General features: G+C 71.6%; 19 protein-coding genes and 2 tRNA genes. 9 read left to right on the top strand and 12 right to left on the bottom strand.

Features of this window, described 5'->3' with window-relative positions; translation table 11 throughout:
• Positions 1-15: 15 nt before the first annotated feature.
• From ehuB to OG406_RS25210, 6 genes are all read left to right on the top strand, one after another.
• A complete protein-coding gene (gene ehuB / locus OG406_RS25235; RefSeq protein ID WP_164370651.1) occupies positions 16-945 on the top strand; it encodes an ectoine/hydroxyectoine ABC transporter substrate-binding protein EhuB in 930 nt (309 codons plus the stop codon).
• Positions 942-1,676, top strand: a complete 735-nt coding sequence (gene ehuC / locus OG406_RS25230) for an ectoine/hydroxyectoine ABC transporter permease subunit EhuC (RefSeq protein ID WP_081217446.1) — start codon at positions 942-944, stop codon at positions 1,674-1,676. Before ehuB ends, ehuC begins: the two co-directional genes overlap by 4 nt.
• Positions 1,673-2,323: an ectoine/hydroxyectoine ABC transporter permease subunit EhuD gene (ehuD, locus tag OG406_RS25225; RefSeq protein WP_081217447.1), complete on the top strand. Its 651-nt coding sequence runs from the start codon at positions 1,673-1,675 to the stop codon at positions 2,321-2,323. Before ehuC ends, ehuD begins: the two co-directional genes overlap by 4 nt.
• Entirely contained in the window at positions 2,313-3,113 is an 801-nt protein-coding gene (gene ehuA / locus OG406_RS25220; RefSeq protein WP_164370653.1) for an ectoine/hydroxyectoine ABC transporter ATP-binding protein EhuA, read from the top strand. The genes ehuD and ehuA overlap by 11 nt, the downstream gene beginning before the upstream one ends.
• A gap of 253 nt (positions 3,114-3,366) precedes the next feature.
• Positions 3,367-4,125 carry an IclR family transcriptional regulator gene (locus OG406_RS25215; protein ID WP_329187909.1) on the top strand — a complete coding sequence of 253 codons (759 nt, stop codon included), beginning with the start codon at positions 3,367-3,369 and terminating at the stop codon, positions 4,123-4,125.
• Between the two features lie 137 nt (positions 4,126-4,262).
• A tRNA-Lys gene (locus tag OG406_RS25210) sits at positions 4,263-4,336 on the top strand.
• A gap of 49 nt (positions 4,337-4,385) precedes the next feature.
• On the opposite strand, the gene OG406_RS25205 is transcribed toward OG406_RS25210, so the two are convergent.
• From OG406_RS25205 to OG406_RS25170, 8 genes are all read right to left on the bottom strand, one after another.
• A complete protein-coding gene (locus OG406_RS25205; protein ID WP_329187907.1) occupies positions 4,386-5,687 on the bottom strand; it encodes a M18 family aminopeptidase in 1,302 nt (433 codons plus the stop codon).
• 235 nt (positions 5,688-5,922) lie between these two features.
• On the bottom strand, positions 5,923-6,567 hold the full coding sequence (locus OG406_RS25200; protein WP_266613975.1) for a response regulator transcription factor: 645 nt from the start codon (positions 6,565-6,567) through the stop codon (positions 5,923-5,925).
• The gene (locus OG406_RS25195; protein ID WP_329187904.1) at positions 6,561-7,853 is read right to left on the bottom strand and encodes a sensor histidine kinase; all 1,293 of its coding nucleotides are present in this window, start codon (positions 7,851-7,853) and stop codon (positions 6,561-6,563) included. Before OG406_RS25195 ends, OG406_RS25200 begins: the two co-directional genes overlap by 7 nt.
• A 106-nt stretch (positions 7,854-7,959) precedes the next feature.
• Positions 7,960-9,702: an AMP-binding protein gene (locus OG406_RS25190; protein WP_329187902.1), complete on the bottom strand. Its 1,743-nt coding sequence runs from the start codon at positions 9,700-9,702 to the stop codon at positions 7,960-7,962.
• 65 nt (positions 9,703-9,767) lie between these two features.
• Positions 9,768-10,235 carry a DUF3592 domain-containing protein gene (locus OG406_RS25185; protein WP_267050902.1) on the bottom strand — a complete coding sequence of 156 codons (468 nt, stop codon included), beginning with the start codon at positions 10,233-10,235 and terminating at the stop codon, positions 9,768-9,770.
• Positions 10,236-10,356: 121 nt separating this feature from the next.
• A complete protein-coding gene (locus OG406_RS25180; RefSeq protein WP_081217453.1) occupies positions 10,357-10,992 on the bottom strand; it encodes a lytic polysaccharide monooxygenase auxiliary activity family 9 protein in 636 nt (211 codons plus the stop codon).
• Between the two features lie 122 nt (positions 10,993-11,114).
• Complete coding sequence (locus tag OG406_RS25175; protein ID WP_164370660.1) at positions 11,115-12,311, bottom strand: SPFH domain-containing protein; 1,197 nt, start codon at positions 12,309-12,311, stop codon at positions 11,115-11,117.
• A gap of 105 nt (positions 12,312-12,416) precedes the next feature.
• Positions 12,417-13,799: a peptidoglycan-binding protein gene (locus tag OG406_RS25170; protein ID WP_329187899.1), complete on the bottom strand. Its 1,383-nt coding sequence runs from the start codon at positions 13,797-13,799 to the stop codon at positions 12,417-12,419.
• Between the two features lie 185 nt (positions 13,800-13,984).
• On the opposite strand from OG406_RS25170, the gene OG406_RS25165 reads away from it, so the two are divergent.
• The 3 genes from OG406_RS25165 to OG406_RS25155 all read left to right on the top strand — a co-directional run bounded on the left by OG406_RS25165 (position 13,985) and on the right by OG406_RS25155 (position 18,382).
• Positions 13,985-14,058: transfer RNA gene (locus tag OG406_RS25165), tRNA-Lys, on the top strand.
• A 440-nt stretch (positions 14,059-14,498) separates the two neighbouring features.
• Positions 14,499-16,448, top strand: a complete 1,950-nt coding sequence (locus OG406_RS25160; RefSeq protein WP_329187898.1) for a glycosyltransferase family 2 protein — start codon at positions 14,499-14,501, stop codon at positions 16,446-16,448.
• A complete protein-coding gene (locus OG406_RS25155; protein WP_329187897.1) occupies positions 16,445-18,382 on the top strand; it encodes a kelch motif-containing protein in 1,938 nt (645 codons plus the stop codon). Before OG406_RS25160 ends, OG406_RS25155 begins: the two co-directional genes overlap by 4 nt.
• Before the next feature lie 73 nt (positions 18,383-18,455).
• Here OG406_RS25155 and OG406_RS25150 read toward each other — a convergent pair whose 3' ends face one another.
• The 4 genes from OG406_RS25150 to OG406_RS25135 form a co-directional block, all read right to left on the bottom strand.
• Complete coding sequence (locus OG406_RS25150) at positions 18,456-19,472, bottom strand: glycoside hydrolase family 6 protein (RefSeq protein ID WP_266848314.1); 1,017 nt, start codon at positions 19,470-19,472, stop codon at positions 18,456-18,458.
• Between the two features lie 446 nt (positions 19,473-19,918).
• Positions 19,919-20,584 (bottom strand): class F sortase, encoded by a 666-nt coding sequence (locus tag OG406_RS25145; protein WP_164370665.1) that lies wholly within the window; start codon positions 20,582-20,584, stop codon positions 19,919-19,921.
• A 1-nt stretch (position 20,585) separates the two neighbouring features.
• Positions 20,586-21,137, bottom strand: coding sequence for a hypothetical protein (locus OG406_RS25140; protein ID WP_266848310.1), 552 nt, complete (start codon positions 21,135-21,137; stop codon positions 20,586-20,588).
• Positions 21,138-21,267: 130 nt separating this feature from the next.
• A complete protein-coding gene (locus OG406_RS25135) occupies positions 21,268-22,047 on the bottom strand; it encodes an HAD-IIA family hydrolase (protein ID WP_164370667.1) in 780 nt (259 codons plus the stop codon).
• Positions 22,048-22,154 lie beyond the last annotated feature (107 nt).

The following is a 22,154-nucleotide window of genomic DNA, read 5'->3' as shown; positions in this document are numbered from 1 at the left end:
GGTAGCCGCGCGGCCATGGCTCCACCTTTTGGGAAAGCACAGGAAAACAGCCGCGCACACGACAGACACACATCCGGAACCACGCGCCGGTCGCTGCTCGCGGGGGTCGCGGCGCTCGGTGCGATCGGTGCCGCCGGCTGCAGCCGGGTGGACACCGCGTCCTCGACCGACGGCGGCGATCTCCTCGACCGGCTGAGGGCGCAGGGCGTCGTCCGTCTGGGCATCGCGGGCGAGATCCCCTTCGGGTACATCGACCGGGACGGCCGACTCACCGGTGAGGCACCGGAACTGGCCAAGGCCGTCTTCAAGCGGCTGGGCGTCGACCGGGTCCAGCCGGTGCCGACCGAGTTCGGCTCCCTCATACCCGGGCTCAACTCGCAGCAGTTCGACGTCGTGTCCGCCGGAATGTACATCAACGCCGAGCGGTGCGAGCAGGTCATCTTCGCCGACCCCGACTACCAGATGCTCGACGCGTTCATCGTGCGCAAGGGCAATCCGAAGGGGCTGCACGACTACAAGGACGTCGTGGCGAGCAAGGCGAAGTTCGCGACGGGCACGGGCTACGCGGAGATCCAGTACGCGGTCGAGGCCGGGTACAAGGAGAGCGAGATCCTGATCGTGCCCGACCAGGTCGCCGGCCTGAACGCCGTCGAGGCGGGCCGCGCCGACGTCTTCGCGGGAACCGCGCTGACCGTCCGCGAAGTGGTCAGGAAGTCCGGCAAGACCGAGAGCACCAAGCCCTTCGCGCCGCTGGTCAAGGGCAAGCCGCACGTCGACGGCGGCGGTTTCGCGTTCCGTTCGCCGGAGACGAGGCTGCGGGACGCCTTCAACGTCGAGCTGCGGAAGATGAAGGAGAGCGGCGAACTCTTCCGCATCCTGCGGCCGTTCGGCTTCACCAAGGCCGAGATGACCGACATGACCGCGAAGGAGCTGTGCCGCGGATGACATCGGGACTCTGGGAACTCGTACTCAAAGGCATCTGGGTCACGGTCCAACTGCTCTTCTGCAGCGCCCTGCTGGCCGGTGCCATGTCCTTCGTGGTCGGCATCGCGCGCACCTCGCGCCGGTGGATCGTCCGCTTCCTCGCGGGCTTCTACACCGAGGTGTTCCGCGGTACCTCCGCCCTGATCATGATCTTCTGGGTGTACTTCGTGCTGCCGCTCGCCTTCGGCTGGCAGCTCGTCCCGCTGTGGGCGGGCACGCTGGCGCTGGGGCTGACGTACGGCGCGTACGGCTCGGAGATCGTGCGCGGCGCGCTGAACGCGGTCGACCCGGCGCAGCGTGAGGGCGGGATCGCGCTCAGCTTCACGCACTGGCAGCGGATGCGGCTGATCCTGCTGCCGCAGGCGGTACCCGAGATGGTGCCTCCGTTCAGCAACCTGCTCATCGAGCTGCTGAAGGGCACGGCGCTGGTCTCCGTGATGGGCATGGGCGATCTGACGTTCAGCGCCAACCTGGTGCGGCTCGCGCTGCAGCAGAGCGCGGAGGTCTACACGTACGTCCTGCTGATCTACTTCGTCATCGCCTTCCTGCTCACCCGCCTGATGCGCGGTCTGGAGAAGCGGCTGAAGGCCGGGGTCGGCAAGGAGCCGGACAGCATGCCCGCGCGCGAACTGAAGCGGGCGGAGACGACCGGTGTGGGTGCCGGTGCCGGTAACGCGGGAGGTGCCTCATGACGTGGGACTGGAACGCCGTCGGCGACTTCATGCCGCACTTCTGGGACGGCCTGCTGGTCACCCTGCAGGCGCTGGCCCTCGGCTCGGTGATCGCGTTCGCGCTCGGTCTGGTGTGGGCGCTGCTGATGCGGACACCGACGCGCTGGGTGCGCTGGCCGGTCGGGGTGGTCACCGAGTTCGTCCGCAACACCCCGCTGCTGGTGCAGTTGTTCTTCCTCTTCTACGTGCTGCCCGAGTGGAACATCACGTTCTCCGCGCTGACCACCGGTGTCGTCGCGATCGGGCTGCACTACTCGACGTACACGATGCAGGTCTACCGGGCCGGTATCGAGGGCGTGCCCGCCGGCCAGTGGGAGGCCGCCACGGCGCTCAGCCTGCCGGTGCGGCGCACCTGGACGGCGGTGATCCTGCCGCAGGCGATCCGCCGCGTGGTGCCGGCCCTCGGCAACTACGTCATCGCCATGCTGAAGGACACCCCGATGCTGATGACGATCACCGTGCTGGAGATGCTCGGGGAGGCGCGGCTGTACTCGCAGCAGCACTTCCAGTTCACCGAGCCGCTCACGGTCATCGGCGTGGCCTTCATCCTCATTTCCTACCCGGCTTCCCTGCTGCTGCGAGCCCTGGAGCGACGCCTTGTCCGCTGACACGAACACCGACACCAGCCCGCTGAAGGACCTGGCCAACCCCAAGGTGGACGGCAGCGAGCTGATCCGCTTCGACCAGGTCACCAAGCGGTTCGGGGACAACACCGTCCTCGACCACCTCGACTTCCGGGTCGACTCGGGCAAGCACGTCACGCTGATCGGCCCGTCCGGCTCCGGCAAGACGACGATCCTGCGGCTGCTGATGACGCTGACCGAACCGGACGAGGGCACGATCACCGTCGCCGGCGACCGGCTCTTCCCGGCGGGCGAGAAGGAGGTCCGCGAGGTCCGCAAGAAGATCGGGATGGTATTCCAGCAGTTCAACCTGTTCCCGAACATGAGCGTGCTCAGAAACGTCACCGAGGCGCCGGTGACGGTCCTCGGCATGTCGAAGGACGAGGCGGAGGTGCGGGCGCGGGAGCTGCTCGACCTGGTCGGTCTCGCGGACAAGTGCGACGAGCGGCCGAGCCGGCTGTCGGGCGGCCAGCAGCAGCGGGTGGCGATCGCCCGCGCGCTGGCGATGCGTCCGCAGGTGCTGCTGCTGGACGAGGTGACGTCCGCGCTCGACCCGGAGCTGGTCGCGGGCGTCCTCGACGTCCTCCGGGACATCGCCCACACCACGGACATCACGATGCTCTGTGTGACCCACGAGATGAATTTCGCCCGGGACATCTCGGACCAGGTGCTCATGTTCGATTCCGGCCACGTCATCGAGTCCGGTCCGCCGGAGAAGATCTTCAGCGATCCGGAGCAGGAACGGACCCGGGAATTCCTCAGCGCCGTGCTGTGACGACGGGGAGTGGACCGGGGGCGGACGACGGGGGTGGACGGGAAGGCGCGAGGTCCGGCGCGCGGGGCATGCCCCATGGGCCGTGACCTTGGCATATGCCAGAGTGGTGCGCTCCTGCTGAGCGCCGTGGAGCGCACCACCAATCTCGTCAACAGGCGCTCACAGAGAGCAGCTTGACGGCTATCGTGGGGTGAGCCCAGCCGTCCGGACCGACGTCTTTTTTGAGCCGGGCCATGAAGCGCAGGGGGAAACCGTGGCGCTGAAGAACGAGCCGACCGCGCCGTACCACTCGGCTCAGGACGCCCTGCGCGTCCTGGAGACGGTGGCGCGGCAGTCCACCGGCGTCACCAACGCCGAGCTCGCCCGTCAGACCGGCCTCGGCGGTGACCGGCTGACCGCGCTGGTCAGGATGCTGCGCCGCGAGGGGTACGTCGAGCAGGTCGCCGACGGGGCGTACGTGACCGGTGCCTCCCTCAGCCGCCTGGGCTCCGCCGAGGGCCGCGACCAGGCCGTGCGCGAGACGCTCCAGCAGACCCTCGACCGGCTCCGCGACTCGGTCGGCGCGGCGGTCTACGTCAGCCGGTACATCGACGGTGAGGTGCACGTCACCCAGTACGCGGACAGCCCGGCCACCCCCGCGGTCAACGAATGGGTCGACTTCCGTTCCGCCGCGCACGCCAGCGCGGTCGGCAAGAGCCTGCTCGGCCAGCTCGACCACAACGGCCGCCGTGACCACCTCGCCCGGCACAAGATGGCCCGCCTCACCTCGCGGACCATCACCAGCGAACGGCTGCTGCTGTCCCGCCTGGACTCCCAGCCGGCCACCATGCCGGTGCTCGACCTCCAGGAGTACGCGATCGGCACGGTCTGCGCGGCCGTCCCGATCACCGCGGGCTCCTCCGTCGGCTGTCTCGCCCTGTCCCTCCCGGTCGAGCACGCCCACCGGCTGCGCCGCGCCGCGGACACGCTGAACCGCGGAGCGGCCCCCGTCCTGCTCTCCCTCTCGATCTAGGGCCCGGCCCGCACGGCATCCCCGGACCGGGCACCCGCCGGTGCCCCCGGGGTGTCGCGCGGGTGGTCGGAAGCACCCTGGAGGACCAGGTAGTATTTCTTTTGTCGCCGCCCGCGGAAGCGGGAGGCGAGAGTCATGCGCCGCTAGCTCAGTTGGTTAGAGCAGCTGACTCTTAATCAGCGGGTCCGGGGTTCGAGTCCCTGGCGGCGCACCGTGATGAAGGCCTCCCACCTGTGTGGGGGGCCTTCATGCGTGTCGGCCTACGCCGACGTGACGAACTCCGTCAGCACCCGCGCCAGCAGCCCGGGGTCCCGTGCCCCGCACAGCTCGCGCGCCGAGTGCATCGACAGCCCCGCCACCCCCACGTCGACCGTCGCCACGCCGAGCCGGGCCGCGGTGATCGGGCCGATCGAGGTGCCGCACGGCATCGCGTTGTGCGAGACGAACGGCTGCCAGGGCACCCCGGCCCGCTCGCACGCCCCGGCGAACGCGGCGAATCCCGCGCCGTCGGTGGCGTACCGCTGGTTGGCGTTGACCTTGATGACCGGGCCGCCGTCGGGCAGCGGGTGGTGGCCCGGGTCGTGCCGCTCGGCGTAGTTGGGGTGGACCGCGTGGGACATGTCGGAGGACACGCAGAGTGCTCCCGCGAGAGCCCGGTCGAAGTCGTCCGCCCGCCCGCCGCGGGCGGTCACCGTCCGGCCGAGGACCCGTTCCAGGAGAGGGCCCTGGGCGCCGGAGTCGGAGCCGCTGCCCACCTCCTCGTGGTCGAAGGCGGCGAGCACCGGGATGTGCGCGGGCGGCCGGCCAGAGCCGGCGGCGGCCACGAGGGCCGTGACGCCCGCGTGCACCGAGATCTGGTTGTCCAGGCGGGGCGCGACGATGAACTCCTCGTCCGCGCCCAGGTACCCGGGCGGCTGGACGTCATGGAGCATGAGGTCCCAGCCGAGGATCTCCGAGACGTCGGCGCCGGCCGCCTCCGCGACCCGGCCGAGCAGGGCACCGGGCCGCGGGTCGCCCAGCCCCCACAGCGGGGCCATGTGCTGCTGCCGGTCCAGGGCGAGCCCGTCGTTGACGGTCCGGTCCAGATGGATGGCCAGCTGGGGCACCCGCAGCAGCGGCTTGTCGACGCAGACCAGCCGGGTCGATCCGTCGCGCAGGGCCAGCCGCCCCGAGACCCCCAGGTCACGGTCGAGCCAGGTGTTGAGCGGCACACCGCCGTACACCTCCACGGCGATCTGCCGCCAGCCCGCCGAACCGGTGTCCGGGGTGGGCTTGACCCGCAGGTTCGGGGAGTCGGTGTGGGCGCCGACGATCCGGAACGGGGTGTGGGCCGGGGCGCCCGGCGGCACGTACCAGGCGAGCAGCGCACCCGCGCGGACGACGTACCGGCCGCCCTCGGCTCCGGCCGTCCAGTCGTCCCGCTCGCGCAGCTCCGCGAAGCCCGCCTTCTCCAGGCGCTGCGCCGCGCTCGCCACCACGTGGTACGGCGAGGGGCTGGCCCTGACGAAGGCGAGCAGGTCGTCGGCGTGGCCGCGGTCGAGCGGGTCATGCGTGGGGGACATGAGTGCCTTTCGGGTGCTGTCGAGGGTGGGTGGGGCACCGCCGGACCGTCGGGCCGGGTGCACGGTCCGGCCCCCAGGGGGTCTCTCCGATCGGTTCGAGGACCCAGCCGGGCTCGGGCGTCGGGTACGCGGGCCCATCGGCTCACGTGTCCCGGTATCCTCCCCGCGCGAACCGGCCGGGACTCCTTCCCACGGCATCCTTCACAGCACTCCGGACGACCCCGCCGGGCCTCGACTACCCCCGCAGATAGGCGAGTACGGCGAGAACGCGGCGGTGTGTCCCCGCGGCCGGCGGCAGGTCCAGCTTTCCCAGGATGTTGCCGATGTGCTTGCCGACGGCGGCCTCGGTGACGACCAGTTCCCGGGCGATGGCGCCGTTGGATCGGCCCTCGGCGACCAGGCCGAGGACCTCGCGTTCGCGGGGTGTCAGTGTCGCCAGCGGATCGCGCCGGCGGCGCAGCAGCTGCCGTACGACCTCGGGGTCCACGACGGTCCCGCCGGCCGCGACCCGCTCGACCGCGTCCGCGAACTGCTCGACCTGCCCGACCCGGTCCTTGAGGAGGTAGCCGACGCCGGTTCCGTCACCGGTGTCGAGGAGGTCGGCGGCGTAGGCACGCTGGACGTACTGGCTGAGCACCAGCACCGGGAGGCGCGGGTCGGCGGCGCGCAGGGCGAGGGCCGCGCGCAGTCCCTCGTCCTGGAAGCCGGGCGGCATGCGGACGTCGGTGACGACGAGGTCGGGCGCGTACGCCGACACGGCGTCCCGCAGTGCCTCCGCGTCGCCGACGGCCGCGACCACCTCGTGTCCGAAGCGGTTCAGCAGCCCCACCAGGCCCTCCCGCAGCAGCACGCCGTCCTCGGCGAGTACGACTCTCAGCACGGGATCTCCATACGCAGCACGGTGGGACCGCCCGGCGGGCTGTCGACGGCCAGTGTTCCATCGAGGACGGCGAGGCGGTCGGCGAGCCCGGTGAGGCCGGAACCGGCCCGGCCCGCGGACCCTCCCGTCCTCCCGGCCGCGCCGCCGGGCGGTACGGCTCCGCCGCGGCCGTCGTCGCGCACCTCGATCCACAGCCGCCGTCCGTGCCGGTCCCCCGCCGTGCAGCCGGCGCTGATCCACGCCCGTGCGGCGCCGCTGTGCCGGGCCACGTTCGCGAGCGCCTCGCGGACGGCGAAGTACGCGGCGGACTCGACGGCTTCGGTGAACCGGGGCAGCTCGACGTCGGTCTCCACCGGGACGGCGGAGCGGTCGGCGGCGTCGGCGATCGCGTCCCCGAGGCCGTAGTCCGCGAGCACCTGGGGATGGATGCCGTGGATCAGCTCCCGCAGCTCGACCAGCGCTTCGTCGGCCTCTCGGTGCGCCTGCGCGAGACGGTCCGCCAGTTCGGGCGGGGCGTCGAGGCGGGCGAGCCCGAGGCGCACGCTCAGGGCGACCAGCCGCTGCTGGGCTCCGTCGTGCAAGTCCCTTTCGATGCGCCGCCGTTCGGCCTCGAAGGCAGCCACCAGCCGGGCCCGGGACTCCGTCACCTCGGCGAGTCGCACCTCGGTCTCGCGTGGCGCGAGGAGCAGCCGGGCGAGGGCGGCGCGGGCCCGGGCGTAGAACGCGAGGGGCCACAACAGGGCGAGGAGCAGCAGGAGTCCGCCCGCGGCGATCAGGGACGCCTGCGGGTAGCCGTCGACGAGCCAGAGCTTGGCGACGCGTGTCTCACCGCCGGAGAGGGCGAGTTGGGCCGGGGCCGCGAGCAGGGCGCCGGGGACGGCGAACACTCCGGCCAGGACGAGCAGGTCCAGCGGCCACAGCACGAAGGCGAGCAGCACGGTGTAGGCCAGTTCGCGCCAGGTCGCCTGCTCGGTGAAGCGGAGCCTGGCCCAGGGGCCGAGTCCCGGCCCGGCCGGGGTGCGGTGCGGGTCGACGGGCGCGTGGCCGTGCGGGTCACCCCGGGCGGGGTCCCTCACGGCGGACCGGTCGAGCCACGCCACCCGTCGGCGTTCGAGGATGCCGACGGGTATGCCGGACAGCGCGAGCAGGCCGAGCAGGGGGAGCCCGACGAGGACGGGGGTCAGCGCCGCGCCCAGGGTGCCGAGGGCCAGCAGTCCCACCGACAGGGGCGCGCCGACCAGCACGCCGCCGACGAGATATCCCGTGTACGCCACCGGTCGGATCATGCCGAACACCGTAAGGGGGCCCGGTGACCGCGCACCATCCGGCCCGCGGGAGCGCACGGCGCGGATCCGGCCACCTTCCGGCACCCGTCGGCCGGAGCGCGTCCGGCTACGTCCGCGGGGTCCGCTCGGTCGGCAACTCCCCTGCCCCGCGGGCCGGTCGGGAGAGGAGGTCCTCCCGGCCGTGGGCCCGGTACCGGGCGACGAGACTGTCGGTGTCGGCCGTCGTCAGGGGCCGGTACGCCCGCTCGCCCGGGGGCCGCCACCACACGGGGTCCGGGCAGTGGAAGCCCTCGCTCCGCAGGCCCACCCGGTGGATCTTGTTGGTGGCGGTGACGGGCATGCGCTCCGCGATCCGCAGGAAGCGGGGGGCCATCTTGGTGCCCAGGTCGGGCTGGGTGTCCAGGAACGCCGCGAAGTCCGCGGGGTCGAAGGAGGCTCCGTCCCGCAGGGCGAGCGTCGCCATGACCTGGTCGCCCGCCACCGGATCCGGCACGGCGTACACCGCGACGGCGGCGGCGTGCCCGTACCGGGCGAGGATGTTCTCGATCATCGCGGCGGCGAGGTTCTCGCTGTCGACGCGGAGCCGGTCGTCGGTGCGTCCGGCGAAGTAGAGGTAGCCGTCCGTGTCCCGGTAGAAGAGGTCGCCGGTCCAGTACCAGTTCCGCTCCGCGGCGGGGGCGTCCGGCCGGGGGTCCGTCCCGTGGCGCCGGGCCGCGTCGGCGTCGGGGTTGCGCCAGTAGCCCTCGAAGGGGCTGGTGCCACGGTTCACCAACTCCCCTATCGATTCTGCTCCGTTGAGCAGTCGGCCGTCCGGGGCTAAGCGGGCCGGCGGGCAGACGCGGCGGGTCCGCGGGTCGACGACCGCGAGGTCGTCTCCGGGGGCCGCCCGCCCGATGGCCCCGGCGGGAGTGCCGGACGTGCGCTGGATGGCGGCGCCGCCCTCCGAGGATCCGTACCCCTCCACCAGTCGCGCGCCGAAGCGTTTCTCGAAGGCGGCCGCGTCGACCGCGCCGGCCTCGGTGCCGAATCCCAAGCGCAGCGGGTTGTCCCGGTCGTCGGGTCGGGCGGGCGTGGCCAGCAGGTACTGCACCGCGCGGCCCACGTAGGTGAAGTAGGTGGCGCCGCAGGCGCGGACGTCGGGGAGGAACCCGGACGCCGAGAAGCGGCGCCGCAGCGCGACGCGCGCCCCGGCCGCCAGCGCGGGCGCCCAGTCGGCGATCACGGCGTTGCCGTGGAACATCGGCATGCAGATGTAGTGGGTGTCGTCCGGGCGCACCCCGAAGTGGCCGGCGAGCGAGAGCCCGGCGGCCGCGATCCTGCCCTGGGTGCAGATCGCGGCCTTGGGAGCGCCGGTCGAGCCGGAGGTGAACAGCAGCAGGAACCGGCTGTCGGGCCGCGCGGCGGACGCGTCGGGCGTCGCCCCCTCGAACGGCGCGAGGAGTTCGCCGTAGGCGTCCGTGTCGGTCACCAGGACCCGCACGCCGGGGAGTTCGAGGCCGGTCAGCAGCGGTAGGTGGGCCCGCTCGGTGATCAGGACGCGGCATTCGGTGTGCAGGATGTCCCGGGCGAGTTCGGCTCCGCGCCGGGTCGGATTGATCCCGGCGACGGTGGCTCCGGCGAGGGCGGCGGCGCCGAGCCACAGCGGGTACTCGGGGGTGTTGTCGAGCAGTACGCCGAGGTGCGGCCGGGCGCCGGGCGGCAGCAGTTCGGCGAGCAGCGCGGCCCGTCGGGCCGCGCCCGCCGCCACCTGGTGGTGACTGACGGTCCGGCCCTCGAACCACAGCCCCGGCCGGTGGTCGCCCCACCGCTGCGCCACGAGTTCCCCGACGGTATGCCTGCTGGACCCCATGAGCCGCACGGTAATTGACGGACCGTCAGATGTGGAGAGCCGTGCGTGCGCCGTCCGCGCCGGTCCTACATGCCGCCGAAGAAGGAGTCCCCCGCGAACACCTCGTGGTAGGTGATCATGAAGCCGACGCAGAAGGCGACGAGCACGCCGCAGAACGCCAGCACGGCGACGGTGGCCGCCGCCGCCTTGACCGGGCTCGGCGCGTGGGCGGTGGCCTTCTCGGGGTGTGCGGCGGTGTAGTGCACGGTGACGACGTCTCCCGCGACGGTGGTCGGGCGGCCGTTGTCCTCGTCGAAGCGGACGGCGCGGCCGTCACGCGTCGTGAACTCGTAGACGTGGTGCTGCGTCGTGGTGACGGAGGAATCGCCGCTGCCGCCGCCGGTCGTGGTGTAGGCGCGCAGGCAGTGGCCCTCGGCGGTCAGGCCGCTGCTCCAGGCGCTGCGCAGTTCGAGCGAGCGGCGCACCACCTTGACCGCGACGAGCAGCACCCCGGCGATGATCAGTACGGGCACGGCGTAGAAGAACACACTCATCAGGACCCCCGGTGGTCGGACCTTGCTTCCCCGCACGCCGTCTCGGTCGGGACGGCGTGCGGGGAACCTACCCGCGCCGGGGGTGTCCGCGCCTCAAGAGAGGCTCAGAACCGTGCCGGTCTCAGAACGTCACGTCCGCGCAGGAGTAGAACGCGTTCGTCGTGTCCGCGACCGTCCACACCCCGAGGATGATGTGGTGTCCGCTCTTGCCGCTCGGCAGGGTGCCGGTGTGCGAGAGCGTGGACGGGGGGCGCTGTCCGTTGTAGGGGACCGTCAGGAACGGGGTGGTCTCCAGGTCCGCGCGGGTCAGCGCGTGGTTCTGGTTCCAGCCGGTCTTGGTGATGAAGTACTTGAAGTCGGTCGTCGCGTGCATGGCGGTGAACTGCCAGCGGAAGCTGTAGCTCTGCCCCGCGCTGACCTTGGTCGTCGGCCAGGCCGCACCCCCGGGGGTCTTGGGCTGGTCGAGCTGGCTGAAGTTGGTGTGGCCCGCGGAGCAGATCTGCCCGTCGGCCGGGCCCGCCGCCGGGAAGCCCTTGAGACCCTCGACGCTCTGCGGCTCCCACTGGATGGCACCGCAGTTGGCGACGCTGCCGCCACTGGCACACATCTTCTGCCGGCTGAGGGGCTGGTCGGTGTAGCCGTGGGCGCTCGCCCCGCCGCTGGAGAGCACGAACGTGCCCGCCGTGGCGAGACCGAGAGCCGCCGCGTACATCTTCGTCTTGCCGCTGATGAGGGACTTGTTCGTCCGTTTGCGCATGCTGCCGCTCCTGGAGGACGTGGGGGAGGTTCTCGTGAGCCGTGCGCCGCGGTGTTCAGGTCTAGACCAAGTCCCAGATTATTGCGGGTAGTTGAACATGTCCATACCAATCGCGGACCCGCCTACGACGACACCTCTCCGCGCCCCGTGCAGAACGCCACCGTGAGGTCCTTCACCAGCGCCTTGCGCTCGTAGTCGTCCAGTTCGACCAGTCCCCGCATGGTCAGCCGGGTCACCGTGTCCTCCACCGAGTCGACGACCGAGCCGAGCACGCTGTCCCGGTGCTGCGCGTCCAGGGCCGCGATCCGGCGCCGCTGCATCACGGCGGCGATCTCGGGTGCGTACTCGATCCGCGTCGGCTGGGCGGAGAAGACCTCCAGGCCGACCGGGGCCGTGTCCGCGGCCACCATCCGGGTCAGCGCCTCACCGACCGCGTCGGTGTTGCGCAGGGTCAGGTCCTTGACCACGGCGGGGGGCAGTTCGGCCGGCTGCTGCGAGAGGACCCGCGACAGCGCCGCCTCCACGCACTCGCGCAGATACGTCTGGTGGTCGTCGACCCCGAGCGTGGCCCGCGCGGTGTCCTTGACGCGCCAGACGACGAGCACGACCACCCGCAGCGCGACGCCGTTCGCGTCCACCACGGACATCGGCTCGCTGCGCCAGTGCCGCAGCCGGACGTCGACCCGGCGGCGCAGCACCAGCGGGTTGACCCACATCAGCCCGGTGCGCCGGACGGTGCCGCGGTAGCGCCCGAAGAGGCCCAGCACCCAGGCGCGTCCGGTCCGGCCGCGGGCGAGACCGCCGAAGCCGAACAGCCCGAGGGTGCCGGCCCCCACGTACGCCGCCCACTGCGCGGGACCGAACCCGGCACCCACGGTCTGGGGCAGGTGCAGGGCGTCCAGGAGAGCGGGCGGCAGGACGCCGGCCCACCACGAGGTGACGGCGCAGCCGGCCACGCCGCAGGTCCCGGCGAGCACACCCGCCAGTCCCGGGAGGACACGGGCGGGCCGCTCCACGAGGCCGGGGTCGGCCTCCGGGACGGGGCGGGGCGGTCTGCCGGCGGCGGGCCGCCTGATCCTCGGCTGTTCGCCGGTGCCGCGCCGCCGGCCCACGACGGCGGGCGCGAGCGGCACCGACACCGGGTCGGGGTCGTCGCGGAAGAGCAGGTGGACGGGGATCTCGGTGGTCACCTCGTTCTGGATGAGCCGGACGGCCCGTGCGCCGCCGGCCTCGGCGGGGCCCTCGGGCCGGGGCTCCGGCGAGGGCGGCTCCCCGGGCTCGGGGGTGTGTTCCGGGGTGTGTGACGTCGTCGTAGTCATAGCTGCCTCCATGCCTCCGCGCCTGGAAGTGTGTTCACGAGCCGTGGGCGGGCCCGGCCGGTCCGAGGGGGAAGCCGGCCGGTCCGGGGTCCGGGTCCTGCGCGCTCAGGAGAAGAGCCGCCGCCAGGTCTCCGGCCCGGGGTAGCCGTCCGCCGCCCCGCCGCGCCAGCCCTGGGCCCGCTGGAACGCCTCGACGTTGCGCCGGTCCGCCTCGCCCCAGCGGGACCCGGGGCCGGTCGTGTAGTGCGTGCCGAACCCCTTCTTGACGAGCTGCTTCCCGAGCTGGGTGACGTACGCGTTGTTCGCGCCGGGCCGGAACATCGCGCGCCCGGGGTAGGCGGGAACGGGGTGCGAGGTGCCCGTGCCCGGGGCTCCGGGGCTGCCGGCGACGGGCGGGATGTCCTTGCCCTTCTTGCCGGTCAGATAGGCCCAGGTGGTCGGTCCGGGCCGGCCGTCCGCGTCCGCGCCGGTCCAGCCCTGCGCCTTCTGGAACGCCTGGGTGGCCCGCTGGTCGGCGCTCGTCCAGCGCGGTCCGGGGCCCGTGGTGTAGAACCGGGCGCCGCCCCGCTCGACCAGGAGCTTGCCGAGCTGGGTGACGTAGGCGTTGTTCGCGCCGGTCCCGAAGTAGGCGGCCCCCGGGAACCGGGTCGCCGTGCCCGGGGTGGCCGGCGGCGTCGGCGTGGACGGCTCCGCACCGCCCGCGCCCTCCGCGAGCCCCTTGTAGCGGTAGGGCACGTAGTGGTCCGAGTTCGACCAGTACGCGTACGGGGTGGACTGCTTCCTCGCGTGCGGCGGGGTCTGCTCGTAGGCGACGTAGTAGGTGTGGGTGTAGTCGGTCCAGCCGCCGAAGATGACGACGTGCGAGCCCTTCTCCGGGTTGTCCGGGTTGTGGAAGAGCAGCATGTCCCCGGGCTGCAGCTGGTCGCGGGTGATCCGCACCCCGAAGCTGTCGAGGCTGCCCGTCCACTCGTTGCCCGGGAGCCCCCAGGCCATCGAGACGAAGCCGGAGCAGTCCTGCCGGTAGCCGTCCTTCCAGTACGCGCTCATGCTGTACGGCACGTCCGCGTCGATCCAGGTCTTGGCCCGGTTGATGATCTCGGCCCGGGTGGTGGTGGGCGCCTTGGCCGCCTGGCCGGGCTTGGCCGCCGCCGCCGGTTTTCCCGAGGGGCCGTGCAGGGGCGCCTTGCCGCCCTGCGGGGTGTCGGGCTCGTCACCGGCGGGAACGCCCGGCAGGGCGGGTCCGTGCGCGGCGGCGACCGCCGGCACCGCCTGCCCGGCCGCGAGGACGGCGCCCGCCGTGGCGGCCAGCGCGAGAGCCATGGGGGTCCGCCCGGCCCGGGCGAGGCCGCGTACGTGGGAGAGGGTCGCCGGATGGCCCACGGGGCCCGCCGCCCGGGACCCTGGGGGCAGGACGCGCCGCCAGTGAACGCATCCGGGGCAGTCGCAGTCGCTCGCGGGATCGAGTTCCTCGAATACCGGAGTCTCCATGCGTTGCCCCTCACACTCCAGATGGAAATGTCCGCATTTCTGCACAATCGTCAGTTTCTCAACTGTCGTCCGGTGTCGCATGTTGACGGTCCGAATGATGTACGGGAGCCCTCCCACCTGCTGCGGAGCACGCCCCCGCGGTCATGAGCACCCCCGTGGGTCGGGTAGAGTTTTCGCGTCAGCAGGCGCCGCTAGCTCAGTTGGTTAGAGCAGCTGACTCTTAATCAGCGGGTCCGGGGTTCGAGTCCCTGGCGGCGCACCGACCGAAGAGCCCCCTCGTCATGACGAGGGGGCTCTTCGTCATGCCCCGGGACCCCCGCGCGGACGCCCCCCTGTGCCCCTTCTTCGTACACGCGTCCCAATTAGCGCGTATGACCGGTTAACACCGCGTTTCGCATCTTGCGATCATGAAGGGAGACGTAGAACCCTGGGCCCGCAAGAGGCTGTCGATTTATGGCAGTTGAGAGAAGTGGGGGGCTTGGCCGGTTGCGGCATGGGGGGTTGGGGGCCCCGTTCATGGCCGGACGCCGAGGGGGGCGTCGCGCAACCGGACGGCCGGGGTTCCACGTCCATACGGTGTGGACGACGCGCTGGCCCCGGTCTGCCATTGACACGTCCGCGAAGGGTCGAGGGGGACCCCCGGCGGACGAAGAGAACCGACGAACACGCGCCCGACGGCGCGTGTTGGGGGGATGACTCATGACGTCGACGCCGACGGGTGCCCGAAAGGATTTCGACCCGTCCGAGACGACCCAGCTGCGCATGCCGTCACACCGCACCGGCAGCATCCGCAGGATCAAGAGCACACTGCCGAGATACGACTACGAGCACTACAGCCGGCTCGCCGGCCCGCTCACCCAGCCCGACCCGGACAAGCCGTACCGGGTGCAGTACCGCTCCCTGCTCTCGCAGGAACCGCACCGCCTCAGAGCCGCGCTCATGCTGGGGGCCGCGCCGCTGCTCTCGCTGGTGCTGCTCGGCTGGCTGCTCCAGCCCGAGCACTGGACCGAACGCGACTATCCCGCCTACGACTTCCTGCCGGCCCTCGACATGGTGATGCTGGTCTCGATCGGTCTGATCGAGTTCTTCCGCTGCATGAACGTGCTGTCGAACGCGCACGCCACCCTGGTCGCCCGCGACCCGGTCCCGGTGGTGCCCGAGACCGGCACCAGAGTCGCCTTCCTCACCTCGTTCGTGCCGGGCAAGGAACCGCTCGCCATGGTGACGAAGACCCTGGAGGCCGCCGTCAGGCTGCGCCACCGGGGCCTTCTGCACATCTGGCTCCTCGACGAGGGCGACGACCCGGACGTGAAGGAGGTCTGCGCGCGCCTGGGCGTGCACCACTTCTCCCGCAAGGGCGTCGAGAAGTGGAACCGGCCCAAGGGCGCCCACCGCGCGAAGACCAAGCACGGCAACTACAACGCCTGGCTGGACGCGCACGGCGACGCGTACGACTACTTCGCCTCGGTCGACACCGACCACGTGCCGCTGCCCAACTACCTGGAGCGGATGCTCGGCTTCTTCCGCGACCCGAACGTCGGCTTCGTCATCGGCCCCCAGGTGTACGGCAATTACGACAACCCCATCACCAAGGCCGCCGAGTCCCAGCAGTTCCTCTTCCACGCCCTCATCCAGCGGGCCGGCAACTTCTACGGCTCCCCGATGTTCGTCGGCACCTCCAACGCCGTACGCATCAGGGCGCTGAAGCAGATCGGCGGGCTGTACGACTCGATCACCGAGGACATGGCGACCGGGTTCGAGATGCACCGTGCCAAGAACCCGGCGACGGGCCGCAGGTGGAAGTCGGTCTACACGCCGGACGTGCTGGCCGTCGGCGAGGGCCCGGGCGCCTGGACGGACTTCTTCACCCAGCAGCTGCGCTGGTCACGGGGCACCTACGAGACGATCCTCAAGCAGTACTGGAAGGGCTTCGCCACCATGCCTCCGGGCAAGCTCTTCAACTACACCATGATGATCATCTTCTACCCCATGTCGGCGCTCAACTGGATCCTCGCGGCGCTGAGTTGCGCCCTGTTCCTCGGGCTCGGCGCCTCGGGCGTGAACATCGACCCCACGGTCTGGCTGATGCTGTACGGCAACGCCTCGGCGCTCCAGATCGGCCTGTACATCTGGAACCGCCGGCACAACGTCTCGCCGCACGAGCCGGAGGGATCCGGCGGTGTGGCGGGAATGGTGATGTCGGCGCTGTCCGCGCCGATCTACGCACGGTCGCTGATGGACACCGTGCTGCGCCGCAAGAGCTCGTTCGTGGTGACGCCCAAGGGCGACTCGGCCAGCCCCGACACGCTGTTCGGGACGTTCCGGATCCATCTGTTCTTCATCCTGGTCTTCGCCGGCTCGATCACCGCCGGCTTCGTCCTCGGCCACTCCCACCCGGCGATGATCACCTGGGGCGCCGTCGCCCTGCTGATCACCGCGTCGCCGATCCTCGCCTGGCGCTGGAGCCTGCGGCAGGAGCGGCGCAGGGGGCGGGCGGTGCCCGAGAACGTGGCCGTTCCGCAGCAGGCCCCGGCCCCGCCGCAGGAGCAGCACGCCCCGCACGCGCCGCAGCACAAGCCCAGCTGGGCCGCGGCGGGCGGGAGCGGCGACCAGACCGTGCAGATCGCCCTTGGGGGACGTAAGAAATGAAGGACGGTGCCCGTCGCCGCCGTGCCCGCCGCCTCGGGATCACCGGGGTGGTGGTGCTCGCGCTGGCCGGGATGAACGGACCGTGGCTGTACCGCTTCGGGACGGACAAGTACCACCAGTACACGATCAACAAGCCGGAGTACAAAGCCGACAACGGACACTGGGACGTCATCGAGTTCCCGAAGCAGGACCGCCTCAACACGATCCACGCGGCCTTGCTGCACACGGGCAAGATCCTGCTGATCGCCGGCTCGGGGAACAACCAGCAGAACTTCGACGCGAAGAAGTTCGACACGCGGATCTGGGACCCGGTCAAGGGCACGGTCAAGAAGATCCCGACGCCCGCCGACCTCTTCTGCACGGGCCACACCCAGCTCGCGAACGGCAACCTGCTGATCGCGGGCGGCACCAAGCGGTACGAGACCCTGAAGGGGGACGTCACCAAGGCGGGCGGCCTGATGGTCGTCCACAACGAGAACCCGGACAAGCCCATCACCCTGCCGGCGGGCAGCACCTTCACCGGCAAGGAGAACGGCAGGACGTTCGTCTCCAAGGACCCGGTGCTCGTACCGCGCGCCAAGAAGGTCTTCGACAGGAAGACCGGCGCGTTCCTGCGCAACGACCCGGGACTGGGCCGCATCTACGTCGAGGCCCAGAAGAGCGGCCAGAAGTACGAGACCGGCACCCAGGACAACTACCGGATCCGCGGGCTGAGCGGTTCCGACGCCCGCAACACGTACGGGATCGCCCAGAAGCTCGCCCTGGACAAGAAGGACTTCCAGGGGATCCGCGACGCCTACGAGTTCGATCCGGTCGCCGAGCGGTACATCAAGGTCGACCCGATGAACGAGGCCCGCTGGTACCCGACGCTGACCACCCTCGGCGACGGCAAGGTCCTCAGCCTCTCCGGCCTGGACGAGATCGGCCAGCTCGTCCCCGGCAAGAACGAGGTCTTCGACCCGAAGACCAGGAAGTGGACGTACACCAAGGGCATCCGGCAGTTCCCCACCTATCCGGCGATCTCCCTGATGCAGAACGGCAAGCTCTTCTACTCGGGCTCGAACGCCGGCTACGGCCCCGACGACGTGGGCCGCGACCCCGGCGTGTGGGACCTGGCGAGCAACACGTTCACCAAGCTCGGGGGCCTGAGCGACCCGAACATGATGGAGACGTCCGGGACCGTGCTGCTGCCGCCCGCGCAGGACGAGAAGTACCTGGTGATCGGGGGCGGCGGGGTCGGCGAGTCCAAGCTGTCCAGCAGGAGGACCCGGCTGATCGACCTCAAGGATCCGCACCCGGCGTTCGTGGACGGGCCCGGGTTGGAGAAGGGCACCCGCTATCCGCAGTCCTCGATCCTGCCCGACGACACGGTCCTGGTGTCGGGCGGCTCCGAGGACTACCGGGGGCGCGGCGACTCCGACATCCTCCAGGCGCGGATCTACGACCCGAAGGCGAACAGCTTCGACCGGGTCGCCGATCCGCTGGTCGGCCGGAACTACCACTCGGGCTCGATCCTGCTGCCCGACGGCCGCGTGATGTTCTTCGGCTCCAACCCGCTCTACGCGGACAAGGCCGGCACCAAGCCGGCCACGTTCGAGCAGCGCATCGAGATCTACACGCCGCCGTACCTGTACCGCGATTCGCGGCCCTCGCTGTCCGGGGGCCCGCGGACGATCGCCCGGGGCGCCTCGGCGACGTTCACCTCGGCGCACGCCTCGTCCATCAGGACGGCGCGGCTGATCCGGCCGAGCGCGTCCACTCATGTCACCGACGTCGACCAGCGGTCCGTCGCGCTGGACTTCACGAGGACGGCGAAGGGGATCTCGGTGACCGTGCCGAAGAACCGGAACCTCGTGGAGTCCGGCTGGTACATGCTGTTCGTGACGGACGACCAGGGCACGCCCAGCAAGGCGCAGTGGGTCAAGGTGCCCTGACGGTACGGGCGTTGACGAAGAGGGCGCTCCCCGCTCCGGCGGAGGGCGCCCTCTCGCGTGCCGAGGGACGCCGCTACTTGGAGGCCTTCGCGAGCTTCAGCGCGTAGTCGGCCCACCAGTCGCCCGCCTTCGGGCCGCCCCTGCAGGTGCCGTCCGACTCGCCGGGGCGCTTGATCCACAGATAGGCGTCGACGAGCGGGTCGGCGGTCTTCGTCGTCGGGTTCTCGCCGAGCGCGCGGCCCGGCGGGTTGCACCAGTTCTCGTCGGGCTTGCCCCGCGTGTACGGGCCGTTGCCGTTGCGGCTGGTGTCGACGACGAAGTGCTTGTTCCCCACCTTCGACGCGAGCTGCTTGCCGTAGGCGATGGAATCCCCGGTCGCGTAGAAGTTGGAGACGTTGACCGCGAAGCCGTCCGCCCGGTCGATCCCGGCGGCGCGCAGGGGCTCGAAGATCTGGTCGGGGTGTCCCCAGCCGGCGTTGCCCGCGTCCAGGTACACCTTCGTGTTCTTCAGGGACGTGAGCCGGGTGACGGCGCCCTTGAGCAGGTCGTAGCGCTCCCCCCGGAACTCCTCCGGGGTGCACTGGTTGACCAGGTGGAGGATGGCGTCCGGCTCCAGGATCACCGTGGCGGGGCGGTCCCCGATGCCCCGGGCCACCGCGTCGATCCAGGTCCGGTAGGCGTTCCCGTCGGCGGCGCCTCCCTGCGAGAACTGGCCGCAGTCGCGGTGCGGGATGTTGTAGAGGACGAGGATCGCGGCCCGGTCGGCCTTCTCGGCGGCCTCGGTGAAACCGCGCGCCTCCTGCTCCGGGTTCTCCGGGCCGATCCACTCGCCGGTCGGCTGTCCCGCTATCTTGCGGATCTGCGCGGCGTCGTCGCCGCGGCCCGCCTTCGCGTAGGCGGCGACCTGTTCGGCCGCGTTCCCGTCCGGGTTGACCCAGAACGGGTCCGCGTTCTTCGGCTGCTGCGTGACCGGCGCCCCGGATTCCTCGTCCGTGCCGCCGCCGCCCCCTGAGGAGCACCCCGCGAACAGCAGTGCCGCCCCCAGCACCGCCATGGACGCCCGTGCCCCGGCACCCTTGTTGCCGTACATCCGACTCCCCCTTGGGTGCACCGTCCTAAGGGTCAATCGTGACATACCCACCGTCCGCGCCGCGGGGTCTCCGGCCCTTGTCCGGGAGCTGTTACAGCCCCGACACGACCGGGGCCGAGCCCCGGCCCCCGACCGTCACCGGGCCCCGGGTCAGGCCGAGTTGGCCTCGGACACCCTCTAGGCCCGGTCGCCCGTTCCCTCTAAGGTGGCCCCCAACGGCCCCAGCCCCCGGCCGGTTGTCCCGCCCCTCCGCCGAGTCCGGCGGACGGGGACCCAGACCTCCCGCGTCGACGCCGGGTCACTCCCGCGATCCGTGCGCGCGCGGTCGAGGACCAGCCCGGTCGGCGGCTTCTCGGGGGGAGCTGGTCGCCGACCGGGCTGCGGTGACGGCGCCGGTCACCGGCCCGTGGGTGCCGGTCGGCGCGTCGGCGGTCCGGGCGTCCGGTTCACACGCCGCGTCCGGTGAGGTACGCCGACACGACCACGTTCGCCGTGTAGGTCCCGGTGGTCCTGTCGAAGGTCCCGCCGCAGGTGACCAGCCGCAGCTCGGCCCGCCCCGACTCCCGTGGCCCGTAGGCCTGCCGGGCGTCGAAGTGGTCGCGCGGGAGTACCTGGACGTCGTCCACGGTGAACTCCGCGACCGTCCCGTCGTCGCGGGCCACCCGGACGGTGTCGCCGGGCTTCACGGAGCTGAGTTTGTAGAAGACCGCGGGCCGGGTGTCGGTGTCGACGTGTCCGACCATCAGCGCGGTGCCGACGGCTCCCGGTTCCACGCCGGCCGCGTACCAGGCGACGACGCCGGGCTGGTCGTACGGGGGCGGGTCGATGGCGCCCGCGCGGTCGAGCCCGCGGGCGACCACGGGGGCCTGCACGCCCATCGCGGGGATGTCGACGCGCTGGGGGCGGGCGTTGCCGAGCGGCTTGACGGCGTGCGGCAGCCGGACCTCGGGCGGGCGTCCGACGGCCGCGATGTCCCCGGTGGTCGGCGCCGACACCCCCAGCCGGATGTCCGTGACCCGGCTCCCCCACAGCCACAGGCCGAGCAGCAGCACCAGCCAGGCGATCCCGGTGAGCAGCCGGCCGGCGCCGGAGGAGCGTTCGCGTTCGGCCATGTCAGTCGCGGCCGTCCTGGCCCCGGCGTGCGCTGCGGAGCGCGACGGCGACCGCGGCGACGCCCGCGAGGACCAGGCCGGTCACGGCCTGCCTGGTGCCGGGGCCGGCCTCCCGGGCGTCCACCGAGCCGAAGTGGGCGGTGGCGCCGCCGCCCGCGTGCACGGGTGCGACGGGCGAGGCGGGCGCGGTCACGGCGGGCGAGGCGGCGGGGTCGGCGACGGTGACGGTGCCTCTGACCCGGTCGGCGTGTCCGTCGCAGTCGATCTCGACGGGGTAGCTGCCGGGGTGCAGGGAGGTGCGGACGCGGGTCTCGCCGACCAGCCCGCCGCCGCCGGGACCGGTCAGCCGCGCGTCGGAGACGAACGCGTCGGACACCGCCGTCCCGGTCCGGCCGGCGCAGCCCATGGCCCGCAGCCGGATGTCGCTGCCGAAGCCGGGGCCCGCGGGCGTCACGGAGACACCGCCCGGTCCCGCGTCGGCCGCGTGGGCGACGGGGGTGAACGCGGCCGCGACCACCGCACCGGCACAGAGAGTGAGTCGCACTGAGCGCATCGTGAAACCTCCAGACATCTGGAGAGTCCCCCGCGCGACGGTGGCCCGCATCTTCAGCGGGCCGCCGTTGCTCCGAACGGGTCGGTCCGGCGCGTTTCGGGTTTCGGGCCCGGCGCGGGCGCCCGGCCGGTCAGATGCGCTCGACGAGGTCGGCGATCGAGTCGACGACCTGCGACGGGCGGTACGGGTACTGCTCGATCTCGCCGGGTGTGGTCAGTCCGGTCAGGACGAGGAAGGTCTGCATCCCCGCCTCCAGCCCGGCCAGCACGTCGGTGTCCATGCGGTCGCCGATCATCGCGCTGGTCTCGGAGTGGGCGCCGATGGCGTTCAGTCCGGTCCGCATCATCAGCGGGTTCGGCTTTCCGGCGAAGTAGGGCTGCTTGCCGGTGGCCTTGGTGATCAGTGCGGCGACCGCGCCGGTGGCGGGCAGCGGGCCCTCGGTGGAGGGGCCGGTCTCGTCCGGGTTGGTGGCGATGAACCGGGCGCCGCCCTTGATCAGCCGGACCGCCTTGGTCATGGCCTCGAAGGAGTAGGTGCGGGTCTCGCCGAGGACGACGTAGTCCGGCTCGTGGTCGGTGAGGACGTATCCGATGTCGTGCAGCGCGGTGGTCAGGCCGGCCTCGCCGATCACGTACGCGGTGCCGCCGGGCCGCTGGTCGTCGAGGAACTTGGCGGTGGCGAGGGCGGAGGTCCAGATGTTCTCGACCGGCACGTCCAGGCCCATGCGCCGCAGCCTCGCGTGCAGGTCACGGGCGGTGTAGATGGAGTTGTTCGTCAGGACCAGGAAGGGCTTGCCGGACTCCCGCAGCTTCTTGACGAAGGAGTCGGCGCCGGGGATCGGCACCCCTTCGTGGATGAGGACACCGTCCATGTCGGTGAGCCACGACTCGATGGGCTTGCGCTCTGACATGTGCTGGGTCTCCTGCCGTCCTGTGGCGTACGTACGCACTCGATCCGGGGGCGCCGGAACGACGCTGTGCCGACGCCCCCAGCCTAGTCAGGACTCTGTGATCCCGG

Origin of the sequence: Streptomyces sp. NBC_01428, from assembly GCF_036231965.1 — a bacterium.
Taxonomy (GTDB): domain Bacteria; phylum Actinomycetota; class Actinomycetes; order Streptomycetales; family Streptomycetaceae; genus Streptomyces.
The sequence above is the reverse complement of the archived record's forward strand: the minus strand, read 5'-3'. Positions and strand labels throughout refer to the sequence as shown.